At 61.2% G+C, this 14,613-nt stretch carries 13 protein-coding genes and 1 pseudogene; 9 read left to right on the top strand and 5 right to left on the bottom strand.

Features of this window, described 5'->3' with window-relative positions; all coding sequences use genetic code 11:
- Positions 1-234: 234 nt before the first annotated feature.
- The 4 genes from ACWIKB_RS23185 to ACWIKB_RS23170 form a co-directional block, all read right to left on the bottom strand.
- Complete coding sequence (locus ACWIKB_RS23185) at positions 235-1,638, bottom strand: LLM class flavin-dependent oxidoreductase (RefSeq protein ID WP_054614411.1); 1,404 nt, start codon at positions 1,636-1,638, stop codon at positions 235-237.
- Entirely contained in the window at positions 1,638-2,087 is a 450-nt protein-coding gene (locus ACWIKB_RS23180; RefSeq protein ID WP_475269599.1) for an acyl-CoA dehydrogenase, read from the bottom strand. The genes ACWIKB_RS23185 and ACWIKB_RS23180 overlap by 1 nt, the downstream gene beginning before the upstream one ends.
- A 10-nt stretch (positions 2,088-2,097) precedes the next feature.
- Entirely contained in the window at positions 2,098-3,291 is a 1,194-nt protein-coding gene (locus tag ACWIKB_RS23175) for an SfnB family sulfur acquisition oxidoreductase (RefSeq protein WP_475269598.1), read from the bottom strand.
- 157 nt (positions 3,292-3,448) lie between these two features.
- Complete coding sequence (locus ACWIKB_RS23170) at positions 3,449-4,012, bottom strand: helix-turn-helix domain-containing protein (protein ID WP_475269597.1); 564 nt, start codon at positions 4,010-4,012, stop codon at positions 3,449-3,451.
- Here ACWIKB_RS23170 and ACWIKB_RS23165 point away from each other — a divergent pair.
- The 7 genes and pseudogenes from ACWIKB_RS23165 to ACWIKB_RS23135 all read left to right on the top strand — a co-directional run bounded on the left by ACWIKB_RS23165 (position 4,007) and on the right by ACWIKB_RS23135 (position 11,329).
- Positions 4,007-5,036: pseudogene (locus ACWIKB_RS23165) on the top strand (DMT family transporter). The gene ACWIKB_RS23170 and the pseudogene ACWIKB_RS23165 sit on opposite strands and share 6 nt — an antisense overlap.
- Positions 5,037-5,247: 211 nt before the next feature.
- Positions 5,248-8,184 (top strand): monovalent cation/H+ antiporter subunit A, encoded by a 2,937-nt coding sequence (locus ACWIKB_RS23160; protein ID WP_475269596.1) that lies wholly within the window; start codon positions 5,248-5,250, stop codon positions 8,182-8,184.
- Positions 8,184-8,528 (top strand): Na+/H+ antiporter subunit C, encoded by a 345-nt coding sequence (locus ACWIKB_RS23155; RefSeq protein ID WP_007986256.1) that lies wholly within the window; start codon positions 8,184-8,186, stop codon positions 8,526-8,528. Before ACWIKB_RS23160 ends, ACWIKB_RS23155 begins: the two co-directional genes overlap by 1 nt.
- Positions 8,525-10,210, top strand: a complete 1,686-nt coding sequence (locus ACWIKB_RS23150) for a monovalent cation/H+ antiporter subunit D (RefSeq protein ID WP_475269595.1) — start codon at positions 8,525-8,527, stop codon at positions 10,208-10,210. Before ACWIKB_RS23155 ends, ACWIKB_RS23150 begins: the two co-directional genes overlap by 4 nt.
- Positions 10,207-10,695 (top strand): Na+/H+ antiporter subunit E, encoded by a 489-nt coding sequence (locus ACWIKB_RS23145; RefSeq protein WP_475269593.1) that lies wholly within the window; start codon positions 10,207-10,209, stop codon positions 10,693-10,695. Before ACWIKB_RS23150 ends, ACWIKB_RS23145 begins: the two co-directional genes overlap by 4 nt.
- On the top strand, positions 10,692-10,970 hold the full coding sequence (locus ACWIKB_RS23140; RefSeq protein WP_054052807.1) for a K+/H+ antiporter subunit F: 279 nt from the start codon (positions 10,692-10,694) through the stop codon (positions 10,968-10,970). The genes ACWIKB_RS23145 and ACWIKB_RS23140 overlap by 4 nt, the downstream gene beginning before the upstream one ends.
- Positions 10,967-11,329, top strand: a complete 363-nt coding sequence (locus ACWIKB_RS23135; RefSeq protein WP_475269592.1) for a Na+/H+ antiporter subunit G — start codon at positions 10,967-10,969, stop codon at positions 11,327-11,329. The genes ACWIKB_RS23140 and ACWIKB_RS23135 overlap by 4 nt, the downstream gene beginning before the upstream one ends.
- A gap of 126 nt (positions 11,330-11,455) precedes the next feature.
- On the opposite strand, the gene ACWIKB_RS23130 is transcribed toward ACWIKB_RS23135, so the two are convergent.
- Entirely contained in the window at positions 11,456-11,893 is a 438-nt protein-coding gene (locus tag ACWIKB_RS23130; protein WP_475269591.1) for a DUF3995 domain-containing protein, read from the bottom strand.
- A 95-nt stretch (positions 11,894-11,988) separates the two neighbouring features.
- Here ACWIKB_RS23130 and ACWIKB_RS23125 point away from each other — a divergent pair, with 95 nt between their 5' ends.
- Complete coding sequence (locus tag ACWIKB_RS23125) at positions 11,989-12,375, top strand: DUF2946 domain-containing protein (RefSeq protein WP_475269590.1); 387 nt, start codon at positions 11,989-11,991, stop codon at positions 12,373-12,375.
- An 89-nt stretch (positions 12,376-12,464) separates the two neighbouring features.
- Entirely contained in the window at positions 12,465-14,597 is a 2,133-nt protein-coding gene (locus ACWIKB_RS23120; protein ID WP_475269589.1) for a TonB-dependent receptor, read from the top strand.
- Positions 14,598-14,613: the final 16 nt, after the last annotated feature.

Here is a 14,613-nt window from a genome sequence, read left to right as displayed (position 1 = left end):
TTTCGCGAGCAAGCCCGCTCCCACAGGGGGCCTTTGTTGGATCGGGCATTTGCGTACTACCCGGCCACCTTGTGGGAGCGGGCTTGCTCGCGAAAGCGGTCTGTCTGGCGACATCGATGTTGAATGTGCCGGCCTCTTCGCGGGCAAGCCCGCTCCCACAGGGGCCTTTGTTGGATCGGGCATTTGCGTACGACCACGATCCAATTGTGGGAGCGAGCTTGCTCGCGAAGGCGTCTACGCCGACACCACTTTCTTCTCCTGCTGCCGCAACCCCGCCAAATCCCGGTAGCCCGCCCCCGGATGGATTTCGGGCAATCTCGGCCCTTCGCCAAACAACTTCTCGCGCAACGTCCCCGGCGCATATTCGGTCTTGTACACGCCGCGCTTCTGCAACTCCGGCACCAGCAACTCCACGGCGTCGATAAAGGTTTCGTGGGTCAGCGCATACGCCAGGTTGAAGCCGTCCACGTCCGTCTCCTCGACCCATTCCTGCAACAGATCCGCGACGGTTTCGGGGCTGCCGACAAACAACGGTCCAAATCCGCCAATCCCCACCCAATCGGCCAATTCATTCGGGGTCCAGACCTTGTTCGGGTCCGCCGTGGAGAACGCTTCCACCGCCGATTGAATCGCATTGGTGTGCACGTGCTTGAGCGGTTCGTCCGGTTTGAACTGACTGAAATCAATCCCGGTCCAGCCCGAAATCAGCGCCATCGCGCCCTCGTAGCTGACCCAGGTTTTGTATTCCTCAAACTTGGCTTTGGCCTTGGCATCGGTCTCGCCGAGGATCACGGTTTGCAGGTTGAAAATAAGAATCTTCTTCGGATCGCGCCCCGCTTCCGCCGCACGACGGCGGATATCCGCAACGGTCTTCTTCAGCAGCACTTTCGACGGCGCCGCCACAAACACACACTCCGCGTGCTCAGCCGCGAACTGCTTGCCGCGACTCGACGCACCCGCCTGATACAACACTGGCGTACGTTGCGGCGAAGGCTCGCAGAGGTGAATACCCGGCACCTGGAAGTGTTTGCCGACGTGCTGGATCTCATGGATTTTGCTTGGGTCACTAAAGATTCGCCGCTCACGATCCCGCAGGATCGCGCCCTCTTCCCAGCTGCCTTCCCAAAGCTTGTAGCAAACCTCCAGATACTCTTCGGCGAAGTCGTAACGGGCGTCGTGTTCGGTCTGGTTTTTCTGGCCGAGGTTCTTTGCGCCGCTCTCCAGATACGAGGTGACAATGTTCCAGCCGGCGCGGCCCTTGGTCAGGTGATCGAGCGTCGACAGGCGCCGGGCGAATGGATACGGATGCTCGAAGGACAGCGACGCGGTCAGGCCAAACCCCAAGTGCTCGGTGACCAGCGCCATCGGCGGGATCAGTTGCAGCGGATCGTTGACCGGCACCTGCGCCGCCTGACGGATCGCCGCGTCACCGTTGCCGTTGTAGACGTCGTAGATGCCAAGCACGTCGGCAATGAACAAGCCGTCGAACTTGCCGCGCTCGAGGATTTTAGCCAGATCGGTCCAGTATTCGAGGTCCTTGTACTGCCAGGAACGATCCCGTGGATGTGCCCACAACCCCGGCGACTGGTGGCCGACGCAGTTCATGTCGAAAGCATTAAGACGAATTTCACGGGCCATCAAACGGCTCCCTTTTTCAGTGTGCGGAAGCTAGGGGGATGGATACCGTTGAGGCGGAAGTTGCCGATGAGGTGGAGTTTCCAGCGCAGCGGGTCGTGCAGGGAACCGTGCAACGGGGTGCGTTGGCCGGTGAGTTCGAATTCGGCGTTGCTCACGGCATTCAAGGCGTCAGCGCTGGCCAGGTGCGATTCGGCGATGGCGACGCTGATTTCGGTGTCGTCTTCGTGGCTGTTGAGGAAGGCTTCGGCACGCTCCAGCAGCGCGGCAGCAACTTCGATGCGGATGTGCAAATCACCGAAGCGGCTGATGACGTAAGGATCAGCCGTGGTTTGCGCCTGTTGGCGGACAAACCGCAGGGTCGCATCCAGCAGGCTGCGGGCGTTGTGCAAGTCGTGCTGACTTTTGGCCAAGGGCTGCTCGGCGCTGATCGGTTGGGTCAAGGCATTCATGGTGGGCTCCTCAGTTCCAGGCGTGGCGCGCGGGCTTCACGCCGTTGAGCAGGTAGTTGCCGATCAAGTGGTATTTCCAGCGCGCCGGGTCGTGCAAGGTGTGGGTCCGGGCGTTGCGCCAGTGGCGATCGAGGTTGTACTTGCCGAGCACCGAGCGAGTGCCGGCCAGTTCGAAGAGTTTGCTGCTGGCGAGCAAGGCGATGTCGGCGGACAGGACTTTGGCCTGGGCCACCACCACGGAGGCATGGGCGACAGTGTCTTCATTGGGGTTGAGCAACGCCGCGTCGATGGCCAGGCCGGCCTTCTTCAGGATCGCTTCGGTGCCATGGACGCGCCATTCGAGATCGCCAATCGCGGCGATGCTGAACGGGTCCTGCCAGCCGTGATCGTTACCGCTGTCGATCCACGGGCGGGATTCGCGGGCGTAGCGCTTGGTTTCTTCCAGCGCGCCGACGGCGATACCGGTGTCCACGGCGGCCTGGATGATTTGCGAAATCGGGCCGTCGGCGGTGGGTTCGTCAAAAGCCTTGTGCGCCGGGATCACCGCGCTCAAAGGCACTTTCACCGCGTTGAGGGTTACGCCACCGCTGGCCGTGGTGCGCTGGCCGAAACCGTCCCAGCTGTCAATCACTGTCAGGCCGGGATTGTCTCGTTCGATGAAAGCGATAAAAGCCTTGTTGTCTTGATCGACCGCCACCGCCGGCACGATGTGCGCGAACAACGCGCCGGTGCAGTAGAACTTCTCGCCGTCGATTTGCGCGGTGTCCTGATCGAAGCGAATGCGGGTTTCAAAGGCACCGGCGTTTTTGCTTTTGGATTCGGAGAAGGCATTGCCGAAACGGTAACCCTGCAGGACTTTGCCGAAGTAGTAACGCTTCTGCTCTTCGGTGGCGGTTTGCAACAGGATGTCGAGCACGCCGAGGTGGTTTTGCGGGATCTGGCCGAGGGACGAATCGGCAGCGGAAATGATCTTGATCACTTCGGCGACGGTCACGTAGGACACCCCGGCGCCACCGTATTCCTTGGGAACGGTGATGCCCCAGAGGCCACTCGCGGAGAACTCGTCGAGCTCGGTCACCGGCAAGCGTCGGTCGCGATCACGGACGCTGGCCTCAACGGCGAAGCGTACGGCGAGCTTGTGCGCGACGGCGATGGCCTCGGCGTCCGAGCGAATTACGTGGGCAATGGGAGGTGAAGTTGTCATGGGCCGACTCCGTGGTTCCGGGTGAATACCCTGGAGCTTTTGCAGGAGTCGTGCCTGAATAATAAATCGTTATTTTTCAGTAGATTACAAAACCATTAGAGAAACGCTTACAGCTTAAAAACAGCAAAATGTTCATCTACTGTTGGCCTGCAAACAGTCAGATCACCACATTTCGCACAAACCGCGCTGCGACGTCCCCTTCATTGCGATAGGAATGCGGCTGGTTACTGGCGAACATGAAGAACTCACCGGCGGAGATTCTTTGCGGGGTGTCGCCGAGCATCAGGGTCAGGCAGCCTTCGAACACGTAGATCTGTTCGCTCCAGCCATCGGCATCCGGTTCCGACGGGTAGATTTCGCCCGGTTGCAGGCACCATTCCCACTGTTCCACCTCGCGAGTGGCAGTGGCTTTGGACAACAGCACCGCTTTACTGCCAGGAATCGTCCCGGCCCAGGCCAGTTCATTGATGCGGCTCGGATCGCGCACATCTGGCGCCTGGATCAGATCGCTGAACGCCACGTCCAGCGCTTCGGCCACGCGGTCGAGGGTGGTCAGGCTGACGTTTTTCTCGCCGGCCTCGATCGCCACCAGCATCCGCCGGCTGACCCCGGACTTTTCCGCGAGCGCGGTCTGGCTCATGTCGGCGGCGTGGCGCAGACGTCGAACGTTCTGGCTGACGTGCTGGAGGACCGAAGCCCGAGGGGGAGAATCTTTGTGCACTATATTGCTCACTCGGTGGGGTTGGGCAGTATACTGCGCAACATTCGGGCGCATTGTGCGTCCGCCTCAGGTAGCGCGCAAGGCCATGACGTCAGTGAACTCCCCCCAGGCTTCTTCCCGTTTCTCGCGGCTCAGCAAGGCCGAGTGCGTGCTGGTGCTGATCACGATGGTCTGGGGCGGGACCTTTTTGCTGGTGCAACATGCAATGACCGTCAGCGGGCCGATGTTTTTCGTTGGCCTGCGCTTTGCCGCGGCGGCGTGCATTGTCGCCCTGTTCTCCTGGCGCCACCTGCGGGAACTGACCTTATTCGAACTCAAGGCCGGGGCCTTTATCGGCGTGGCGATCATGCTCGGGTATGGCTTGCAGACCGTGGGTTTGCAGACGATTCCCAGCAGTCAGTCGGCGTTTATTACCGCGTTGTACGTGCCGTTTGTGCCGTTGCTGCAATGGCTGGTACTGGGGCGCCGTCCGGGATTGATGCCAAGCATCGGGATCATGCTGGCGTTTACCGGGTTGATGTTGTTGTCGGGGCCTTCCGGAGCCTCGCTGAATTTTAGCCCGGGTGAAATTGCGACGTTGATCAGCGCCATCGCGATTGCCGCCGAGATCATTCTGATCAGTACTTACGCCGGCCAGGTCGATGTGCGGCGGGTGACGGTCGTGCAATTGGGCGTCACCTCGGTTCTGTCGTTTCTTATGGTGGTGCCGACTAACGAGGTGATTCCAGAATTCTCCTGGTTATTGCTGTGCAGCGCTTTGGGGCTGGGCGCGGCCAGTGCGGCGATTCAGGTGGCGATGAACTGGGCGCAGAAAAGTGTTTCGCCAACCCGGGCGACGCTGATCTACGCCGGTGAGCCGGTGTGGGCCGGGATCGCCGGGCGCCTGGCAGGGGAACGCCTGCCGGCGATTGCCTTGCTCGGGGCGGGGTTGATTGTGGCGGCGGTGATTGTCAGTGAGTTGAAAACCAAGGGTAAAGAGGCGGTTGCAGTCGACGGATCATTGGAGCGCGAAGGAGAACGTTAAAAGCAAGATCAAAAGATCGCAGCCTTCGGCAGCTCCTACATTGGAATGCGTACCTCTGTAGGAGCTGCCGAAGGCTGCGATCTTTGTGCTTTTAAACAATGAAAAACCAACCTTTCCCGCCTACCTTGTAGGATCCTGCCACAGGTTGGCGTTTGGCGATCCGGGAGCTGGCACGTATGATGCTTCACAAACTTCCGCAGATTAGAAGCCTATGTCCCTGATAGTTCTACTGCTTCTGCCTTTTATCGGCAGCTGTGTCGCAGCCTTGCTGCCACACAACGCGCGTAACACCGAATCGCTGTTGGCTGGCCTGGTTGCCTTGATTGGCACCATCCAGGTCGCCCTCCTGTACCCGCAAATCGCCCATGGCGGCGTAATCCGCGAAGAGTTTTTCTGGCTGCCGAGCCTCGGTTTGAACTTCGTCCTGCGCATGGACGGGTTTGCCTGGCTGTTCTCGCTGCTGGTGCTGGGCATCGGCACGCTGGTGTCGCTGTACGCCCGCTACTACATGTCGCCGGACGATCCGGTGCCGCGGTTCTTCGCGTTTTTCCTGGCGTTCATGGGCGCCATGCTCGGGTTGGTGATCTCCGGCAACCTGATCCAGATCGTGTTTTTCTGGGAACTGACCAGCCTCTTTTCGTTCCTGTTGATCGGCTACTGGCATCACCGCGCCGATGCGCGACGCGGCGCCTACATGGCGCTGATGGTCACCGGCGCCGGGGGGTTGTGCCTGCTGGCGGGGGTCATGCTGCTCGGCCATGTGGTCGGCAGCTATGACCTGGACAAGGTCCTGGCCGCCGGCGATCTGATTCGCGCACATGCCCTCTACCCTATTCTGCTGCCCCTGATCCTGATCGGCGCGTTGAGCAAAAGCGCGCAATTCCCCTTCCACTTCTGGCTGCCCCACGCGATGGCGGCGCCAACCCCGGTTTCGGCTTATCTGCACTCGGCGACCATGGTCAAGGCCGGGGTATTCCTGCTCGCGCGCCTCTGGCCGTCGCTGTCCGGCAGTGAAGAATGGTTCTACATCGTCGGCGGGGCCGGCGCCTGCACCCTGCTGCTCGGCGCGTACTGCGCGATGTTCCAGAACGACCTCAAGGGCCTGCTGGCGTACTCGACCATCAGCCACCTGGGCCTGATCACCCTGCTGCTGGGCCTGAACAGTCCGCTGGCAGCGGTGGCCGCCGTGTTCCATATTCTCAACCACGCCACCTTCAAGGCTTCGCTGTTCATGGCCGCCGGGATCATCGACCACGAAAGTGGCACCCGGGACATCCGCAAGCTGAGCGGGCTGATCAAGCTGATCCCGTTCACCGCCACACTCGCGATGGTCGCCAGCGCCTCGATGGCGGGCGTGCCGCTGCTCAACGGTTTCCTCTCCAAAGAGATGTTCTTCGCCGAAACCGTGTTCATCAACGCCACAGCCTGGGTCGAGATGACCCTGCCAATCGTTGCGACCATCGCCGGCACCTTCAGCGTTGCCTACTCCCTGCGCTTTACCGTCGACGTGTTCTTCGGCCCGCCCGCCACCGACCTGCCGCACACCCCGCATGAACCGCCACGCTGGATGCGCGCACCAGTGGAGTTGCTGGTGTTCACCTGCCTGATCGTCGGGATTTTCCCGTCGCAAGTGGTCGGCCCGTTGCTTGCGGCTGCGGCCCTGCCCGTGGTTGGCGGCACCTTGCCTGAATACAGCCTGGCGATCTGGCACGGCTGGAACGCACCGATGATCATGAGCCTGATCGCCATGTCCGGCGGTATCGTGCTCTATCTGTTGCTGCGCAATCAGCTCAAGCGTGGCCGCTTCAAGTACCCGCCGTTGATTGGCCGCTTCAACGGCAAGCGCCAGTTCGAGCGCAGCCTGGTGGTCATGATGCGTCTGGCCCGTCGCCTGGAGCGACGAATCAGCACCAAACGCCTGCAAACCCAGTTGTTCCTGATGGTCCTTGCTGCCGTGCTGGCCGGGTTGATCCCGATGCTTCACAGCAGCCTGAGCTGGGGCGACCGGCCGAAGATTCCGGGTTCGATTGTGTTCGTGATTCTCTGGCTGCTGGCGATTGCCTGTGCCCTCGGCGCCGCGTGGCAGGCCAAATATCACCGTCTCGCCGCCCTGACCATGGTCAGCGTTTGTGGGCTGATGACCTGCGTGACCTTCGTCTGGTTCTCTGCGCCAGACCTGGCCTTGACGCAACTGGTGGTCGAAGTGGTGACCACAGTGCTGATCCTGCTGGGCCTGCGCTGGCTGCCACGGCGGATCGAAGAGGTGTCGCCACTGCCAAGCACCCTGCGCAAGGCGCGCATCCGTCGTATCCGCGACTTGCTGCTGTCGGCCCTGGTCGGTGGCGGCATGGCGTTACTGGCCTACGCAATGCTGACCCGCCAGACGCCAAACGACATTTCTTCGTTCTACCTCAGCCGCGCACTACCTGAAGGCGGCGGCAGCAACGTGGTCAACGTGATGCTGGTGGACTTCCGTGGCTTCGACACCCTCGGGGAAATCACCGTGCTGGTGGCCGTGGCCCTGACTGTGTTCGCCCTGCTGCGCCGCTTCCGCCCACCGAAAGAAAGCCTGCAATTACCGGCCCAGCAGCGTTTGCTCGCGCCCGACGTGGTCACCGACCTGGTCAACCCGCGCCAGGCCAGCGACACCGCCCTCGGTTTCATGATGGTGCCGGCGGTGCTGGTGCGCCTGTTGCTGCCGATTGCCATGGTGGTGTCGTTCTATCTGTTCATGCGCGGCCACAACCAACCGGGTGGCGGTTTTGTCGCCGGGCTGGTGATGTCAGTCGCCTTCATCCTCCAATACATGGTCGCTGGTACACAGTGGGTCGAGGCGCAAATGAGCCTGCGGCCGCTGCGCTGGATGGGCACCGGGCTGTTGTTCGCCACGGTCACCGGGCTTGGGGCGATGGCGGTCGGGTATCCATTCCTGACTACCCACACCTGGCATTTCGAGCTGCCGGTGCTGGGCGACATTCACATCGCCAGCGCGCTGTTCTTCGACATCGGTGTGTACGCCGTGGTGGTGGGTTCGACGCTATTGATCCTCACCGCCCTCGCCCACCAATCGGTCCGGGGCCACAAAACTGCGGCGCAGCCTAAATCCGCGGCACTGCCCAAATCCGTTGCCGCCAAAGGAGCCGTCTGATGGAAGAAGTCATCGCAATCGCCATCGGCGTCCTCGCCGCTTCCGGCGTCTGGCTGATCCTGCGGCCACGGACGTTCCAGGTGGTCATGGGCCTGTGCCTGCTGTCCTACGGCGTCAATCTTTTCATCTTCAGCATGGGCAGCCTGTTCATCGGCAAGGAGCCGATTATCAAGGACGGCGTGCCGCAGGATTTGCTGCATTACACCGACCCGCTGCCGCAAGCACTCGTACTGACCGCCATCGTCATCAGCTTCGCCATGACCGCGCTGTTTCTGGTGGTGTTGCTGGCCTCCCGGGGCCTGACCGGTACCGACCATGTGGATGGCCGGGAGCCTAAAGAATGAATGCGATGACGCACCTGATCGCCGCACCGATTCTGCTGCCGCTGCTGACCGCCGCCATCATGCTGATGCTTGGCGAAAGACATCGCCCGCTGAAAGCCAAGATCAATCTGTTCTCCAGCCTGATGGGCCTGGGGGTTTCCGTGTTGTTGCTGCAATGGACGCAAACCACTGGCGTACCGGGCTCCATCGGCGTGTACCTGCCGGGCAACTGGCAAGTGCCGTTCGGCCTGGTGCTAGTGGTGGATCGCCTCTCTGCATTGATGCTGGTCCTGACCGGGATCATCGGCGTCAGCGCCCTGCTGTTTGCCATGGCCCGCTGGGACGGTGCCGGTTCAAGTTTCCACGCGCTGTTCCAGATTCAGATGATGGGCCTGTACGGCGCATTCCTGACCGCGGACCTGTTCAACCTGTTCGTGTTCTTCGAAGTGCTGCTGGCCGCGTCTTATGGCCTGATGCTGCATGGCTCGGGCCGGGCCCGGGTGTCGTCGGGGCTGCATTACATCTCGATCAACCTGCTGGCCTCGTCGCTGTTCCTGATTGGCGCGGCGCTGATCTACGGCGTCACCGGCACGCTGAACATGGCCGACCTGGCGCTGAAAATCCCGCTGGTGCCGGAAGCCGATCGCGGCTTGCTGCATGCCGGCGCGGCAATTCTGGCGGTGGCGTTTTTGGCGAAGGCCGGGATGTGGCCACTGAACTTCTGGCTGGTACCAGCCTATTCCGCAGCCAGTGCGCCGGTGGCGGCGATGTTCGCGATCATGACCAAGGTCGGCGTCTACACCTTGCTGCGGCTGTGGACGCTGCTGTTCTCCGGCCAGGCCGGGGCGTCCGCTTACTTCGGCGGCGACTGGCTGATCTACGGCGGCATGGCGACCATCGCCTGCGCTGGCGTGGCGATTCTGGCCGCGCAACGCCTGGAACGCCTGGCCAGCCTGAGCATTCTGGTGTCGGCGGGGATTCTGCTGTCGGCCATCGGTTTCGCCCAGCCGAACCTGATAGGCGCGGCGCTGTTCTATCTGGTCAGCTCAACCCTGGCGTTGAGCGCGCTGTTCCTGTTGTCCGAGTTGATCGAGCGCTCCCGTTCGGTCAATGAGATGCCGCTGTACGATGACGGCGACCTGCTGCCACGGCCGATGGAATCCCTGCAGCCGCCCAAAGGCATCAACCTCGACGACGAACAGAAAGCCGTGGTCGGCCAGGTGATCCCCTGGACCATGGCGTTCCTCGGCTTGAGTTTCATTGCCTGCTCGCTGCTGATCATCGGCATGCCGCCGCTCTCCGGCTTCATCGGCAAGCTCGGCCTGCTCAGCGCCCTGCTCAACCCATTGGGCATTGGCAACATCGGTGAAGTGCCGGTATCGAACGCGGCGTGGGGCTTGCTGGCATTGCTGATCCTGTCCGGGCTGGCCTCGCTGATTGCTTTCTCGCGCCTCGGCATCCAGCGTTTCTGGACCCCGGAAGAACGGCTATCGCCACTGCTGCGACGCTTTGAATGCGTGCCGATTATCGCGCTGCTGGGGCTGAGCATCGTGCTGACCTTCAAGGCTGAGCCGCTGCTGCGCTACACCCAGGCTGCGGCGGATGCCTTAAACAATCCGCAGCAATACGTGATGGCAGTGCTCGGCACCCGTGCCGTTCCAAGTCCCGAAGCCAAGGCTGCGATGGCGGAGGTGCAACCATGAAGCGCCTGTTCCCTGCACCCTGGCTGTCCCTGGCGCTGTGGCTGTTGTGGTTACTGCTCAACCTGTCACTGAGCCCCGGCAATCTGCTGCTGGGTGTACTGCTCGGGTTCTGCGCGCCGTTGATGATGCGCAAGTTGCGGCCGTTGCCGATTCGCATTCGGCGGCCCGGCGTGATTGTGCGGTTGTTTCTACTGGTCGGTCGCGATGTAGTGGTGTCCAACCTCGCGGTGGCCTGGGGCGTGCTCAACGCCGGTCACCGTCCACCGCGCTCGGCATTTATCAAAGTGCCGCTGGACTTGCGCGACGCCAATGGCCTCGCGGCGTTGTCGATGATCTGCACGGTGGTGCCCGGCACGGTCTGGTCGGAACTGGCGCTGGACCGCAGTATTTTGTTGCTGCACGTCTTCGATCTGGATGACGAAGCGTCGTTTATCGAGCACTTCAAGACGACCTACGAGCGCCCCTTGATGGAGATCTTCGAATGAGCGCCTTGCTGTCGAACGCGATCCTGCTAAGCCTGTTCATCTTTTCCCTGGCGATGATCCTGACGCTGATCCGGTTGTTCAAGGGGCCATCGGCCCAGGACCGGGTTCTGGCGCTGGATTACCTGTACATCATCGCCATGTTAATGATGCTGACTCTGGGCATTCGTTATGCCAGTGACACCTACTTTGAGGCGGCGCTGCTGATCGCCCTGTTCGGCTTCGTCGGCTCGTTTGCCCTGGCCAAATTCCTGCTGCGTGGCGAGGTGATCGAATGAATGGCGAACTGTCGTTGTGGGTCGAAATTGCGGTGGCAATCCTGCTGGTGCTCAGCAGTCTGTTTGCGCTGATCGGTGCGGTCGGGTTGCTGCGGATGAAGGATTACTTCCAGCGCATGCACCCGCCAGCATTGGCCTCGACCCTGGGTGCATGGTGTGTGGCATTGGCGTCGATCATTTACTTTTCGGCACTCAAGTCCGCGCCGGTGCTGCATGCGTGGCTGATTCCGATTCTGTTGGCAATTACGGTGCCGGTGACCACGTTGCTGCTGGCGCGGGCAGCGTTGTTCCGCAAGCGCATGGCCGGGGATGATGTGCCGGCCGAAGTAAGTAGTCGGCACACTGAGAGTGAGGGTTAGGTTCTGAGGTTTGTGGTGTTTGGGCGGGCCTCTTCGCGGGCAAGCCTCGCTCCTACAGGTTTGGTTGTTCACGAATGTGTGATTCAACGCGAACCTTGTAGGAGCGAGGCTTGCCCGCGAAGCTTTTCAAATCCAGGCGACAGCCAACAACCCCGCCCCCAACACCACGCACAATGGCGAATAGGCCCAGGTGTCGAGCCGGGCGAATTTCGAATCCTTGACCTGCTTGAAGAACCCCACCAGGTTCGAGTCCCCGATCGCCCGGGCGAACATCAGCATCGCGATGGCGCTGATCACCCATTGCAGCGACCAGTGCTGCACCGTCGGCAAGTACAGGCCGACCCGCAAACACACCAGCATCGCGATCAGCAGCAAACCCACCGCGATCAGCAACGTCGCAAACCCCGAAGGCTTGAACGCCGGCGTCGATGCCGCGCCGCCCTCCCCGGGCACTCGCGGCACTGCCGCCTCACTTCCCAACTTGCCGCCTGCCGCCCAATACAGATGAATCAGGCTGATCAACAGGAAGATTGCAGCAATCCATTGCGCGACCATTAGGCTCATATTCAGACATCCAGCGTGAAATGTCGCAGCAGGATGAACTTCATTGAAGTTTTTTGTAAGGGTATTCGTCATCGACGGTGGTAAAGTGCCGCTCCATGAAATTCGCCCGAACTGATCGCACATTGATGGCCTGGATGCTTTATTGCTGCGTCCTGTTCAACGTGTTCGCCTGCAGTATCGGTCACGGGCAAATGGTCGGGATGCAGCTCAACGGCCTCGGCGGCCAATTCTGCAGCGTAGATCCGGCGACCCAGGCGCCCGCCGCCTCAAACACCTCCGAAGAAAAGCTGCCGACCCTGTCCAAGGCGTTTGGTTGCCCGCTTTGCTCTACCGGCGGCATGGGACCGGCGCTCAGTTCCAGCCTGACCCTGGCGATCCTCCCGCAACAACACAGCCCGCCGTTGGCTGCCGTTGCTGATATAGACCTGCCTGCCCGCTACACCTGGCCGTCGGCCAACCCTCGCGCCCCGCCTTTCGCCTGAACGACTTCGCCATTACTGATCAGCCCACTTCGCTAACGCGTGGCGTTTGCCTGTGCGCTGTTTCCTAGCCAAGTATTCAGGATTCATCGATGAAACATCTTCCTCTTTTGGCCAGCCTGTTCGGCTGCCTGTCCGTTAACACCTGGGCGCAATCCACCGTCGATCTGGCGCCGATCACCATTGATGGCGAGGACGGCACCGAACCGGGCCTGAGCCTCGATCAATCCAGCGGCATGGCCTCGCGCCTGGGCCTGAGCGTGCGGGACACACCGGCCTCGGTGGCCATCGCCAACCGCAATGACATCGAGCGTCACGGCGCGCAGAACTTCCAGGACGCCGCCAACACTTTGCCCGGCGTGAACGCCAGCGCGCCACCGGGTTTCGGCGGTTTCGTGTCCTATCGCGGTTTCACCAGCAGCCAAATCACCCAGATGTTCAATGGCATCAACGTGTCGAGCGGTCTGGCCCGCCCGGTGGACGCGTGGATTTATGACCGGGTCGAACTGGTGGGCGGCCCCTCGTCATTGATCAATGGCGCTGGTTCCGTAGGCGGTTCGTTGAACTACGTGACCAAACTGGCGACCCGTGAAGAGCAAGCCGCCGAAGGACGAATCAGTTATGGCAGCTACGACACCACCGAAACCGCGTTCGGCCTCAACCACGCCCTTAGCGACGCCGGGGCGGACGTGAAGCACTACGCGCGACTCGACGTCAGCCACAACACCAGCAACGGCTACATCGACCGCCAGGAGCGCGATGCCTGGAGCGTGGCGTTCTCGCTGCTCAGCGACCTGACGCCAAACCTGTCCCACACCCTGGCCCTGGAATATCAGGACGAGCACGAGGACAGCCCTTACTGGGGCACGCCAGTGCTCAATCCCAAGGCTGGCGAATTGAAGATCGACAAACACAACCGTTTCAATAACTACAACGTCGAGGACGGCCGCTACGAGCAACGCACGATCTGGGTGCGTTCGATCATCGATTACCGGATCAACGACAACACCACCCTGCGCAACACCCTGTATCACCTCGATAGTCAGCGCGACTACCGCAACCTGGAAACCTACCAGTACAACGCCGACAACAGCGCGGTGAACCGCTCCACGGCCTATCAGGTGCGGCATCAGGGTGAGCAGAACGGCAATCAGTTCGAGCTGCGTCACGACACCAGCCTGTTGGGCCTCGACACCACCTGGTCCGGCGGCTTCGAGTACAAGGTCAACCAGACCACCAATTCGCCGCTGAACGTCAAAGGCGCCAGTACCGTTGACCCGAACAACTTCCAGCCAGGGCACTTCTATGACATTCCGGGCACCAATCCGAAGCTGATCAGCGACAAGACCAACGAGGTCACCACCAAGGCGCTGTTCATTGAAAACCGCTTGGCGTTGACCGAGAAACTGGCGCTGCTCACCGGCCTGCGCTACGACGACATCGACCTGGACGTGACCAATCACCGCGAGGTGACCGCCAGCAATCCCCGCCATCTCAAGCGCAGTTGGGAGCCAGTCACCGGGCGGGTCGGCCTGACTTACCAGTTCATCCCCTCGGCCAACGTCTACGTGCAATACAGCACCGCTGCCGAACAACCCAACGGCACGCAGGATTTCGACGTGTCCACCGGCAAGCAGTGGGAAGTTGGCAGCAAGTTCGATTATCTGGGTGGTCGCGGGTCGGCAACGGTGGCGGCGTACACGATCGAGCGCAAGGATTTCGCCGTGACGGATCCGCTGGACCCGACCCAAAGCATCCCGGTGGGTCAGCAAACGTCGAAAGGCATCGAACTGGCCACATCCTTCAGGATCACCGACAAGCTGTTGGCCGAAGGCAACTTCGCCTGGGTCGATGCGCAATACGACGAGTTCACCGAGAAGAACGCGGCGGGCGTGGTGGTTTCACGTAAAGGCAACACACCGACCAACGTGCCGGATCGGGTCGGCAACCTGTGGCTGACCTACGACTTCGCGCCGCAATGGCAGGGCGGCGTCGATGCGCGGTACGTGGCGTCGGTGTTTGCCGACAGCGCCAACACCATGACCGTGCCGTCCTACACGTTGTTCGGGAGTTTCCTGAGCTACAAGGTCGACCAGCACACCACCGTCACGGGCCGGGTGCGCAACCTGACCAACGAGGTGTATGCCGAGTTTGCGCATGTGTCGCCGGCGTATTACCTGGGGACGCCGCGGACCTTTGAGTTGGCGGTACAAACTAGGTTCTAAAAGCAAAAGCTTCGCG

The organism is Pseudomonas sp. 5Vm1k (genome assembly GCF_056161485.1).
The sequence above is the reverse complement of the archived record's forward strand: the minus strand, read 5'-3'. Positions and strand labels throughout refer to the sequence as shown.

Coding starts and splice junctions, on each gene's coding strand:
- ACWIKB_RS23185 (WP_054614411.1), bottom strand. CDS start 1,638: ATGGCCCGTGAAATTCGTCTTAATGCTTTCGACATGAACTGCGTCGGC.
- ACWIKB_RS23180 (WP_475269599.1), bottom strand. CDS start 2,087: ATGAATGCCTTGACCCAACCGATCAGCGCCGAGCAGCCCTTGGCCAAA.
- ACWIKB_RS23175 (WP_475269598.1), bottom strand. CDS start 3,291: ATGACAACTTCACCTCCCATTGCCCACGTAATTCGCTCGGACGCCGAG.
- ACWIKB_RS23160 (WP_475269596.1), top strand. CDS start 5,248: ATGTCCCTGATAGTTCTACTGCTTCTGCCTTTTATCGGCAGCTGTGTC.
- ACWIKB_RS23155 (WP_007986256.1), top strand. CDS start 8,184: ATGGAAGAAGTCATCGCAATCGCCATCGGCGTCCTCGCCGCTTCCGGC.
- ACWIKB_RS23150 (WP_475269595.1), top strand. CDS start 8,525: ATGAATGCGATGACGCACCTGATCGCCGCACCGATTCTGCTGCCGCTG.
- ACWIKB_RS23145 (WP_475269593.1), top strand. CDS start 10,207: ATGAAGCGCCTGTTCCCTGCACCCTGGCTGTCCCTGGCGCTGTGGCTG.
- ACWIKB_RS23140 (WP_054052807.1), top strand. CDS start 10,692: ATGAGCGCCTTGCTGTCGAACGCGATCCTGCTAAGCCTGTTCATCTTT.
- ACWIKB_RS23135 (WP_475269592.1), top strand. CDS start 10,967: ATGAATGGCGAACTGTCGTTGTGGGTCGAAATTGCGGTGGCAATCCTG.
- ACWIKB_RS23130 (WP_475269591.1), bottom strand. CDS start 11,893: ATGAGCCTAATGGTCGCGCAATGGATTGCTGCAATCTTCCTGTTGATC.
- ACWIKB_RS23125 (WP_475269590.1), top strand. CDS start 11,989: ATGAAATTCGCCCGAACTGATCGCACATTGATGGCCTGGATGCTTTAT.
- ACWIKB_RS23120 (WP_475269589.1), top strand. CDS start 12,465: ATGAAACATCTTCCTCTTTTGGCCAGCCTGTTCGGCTGCCTGTCCGTT.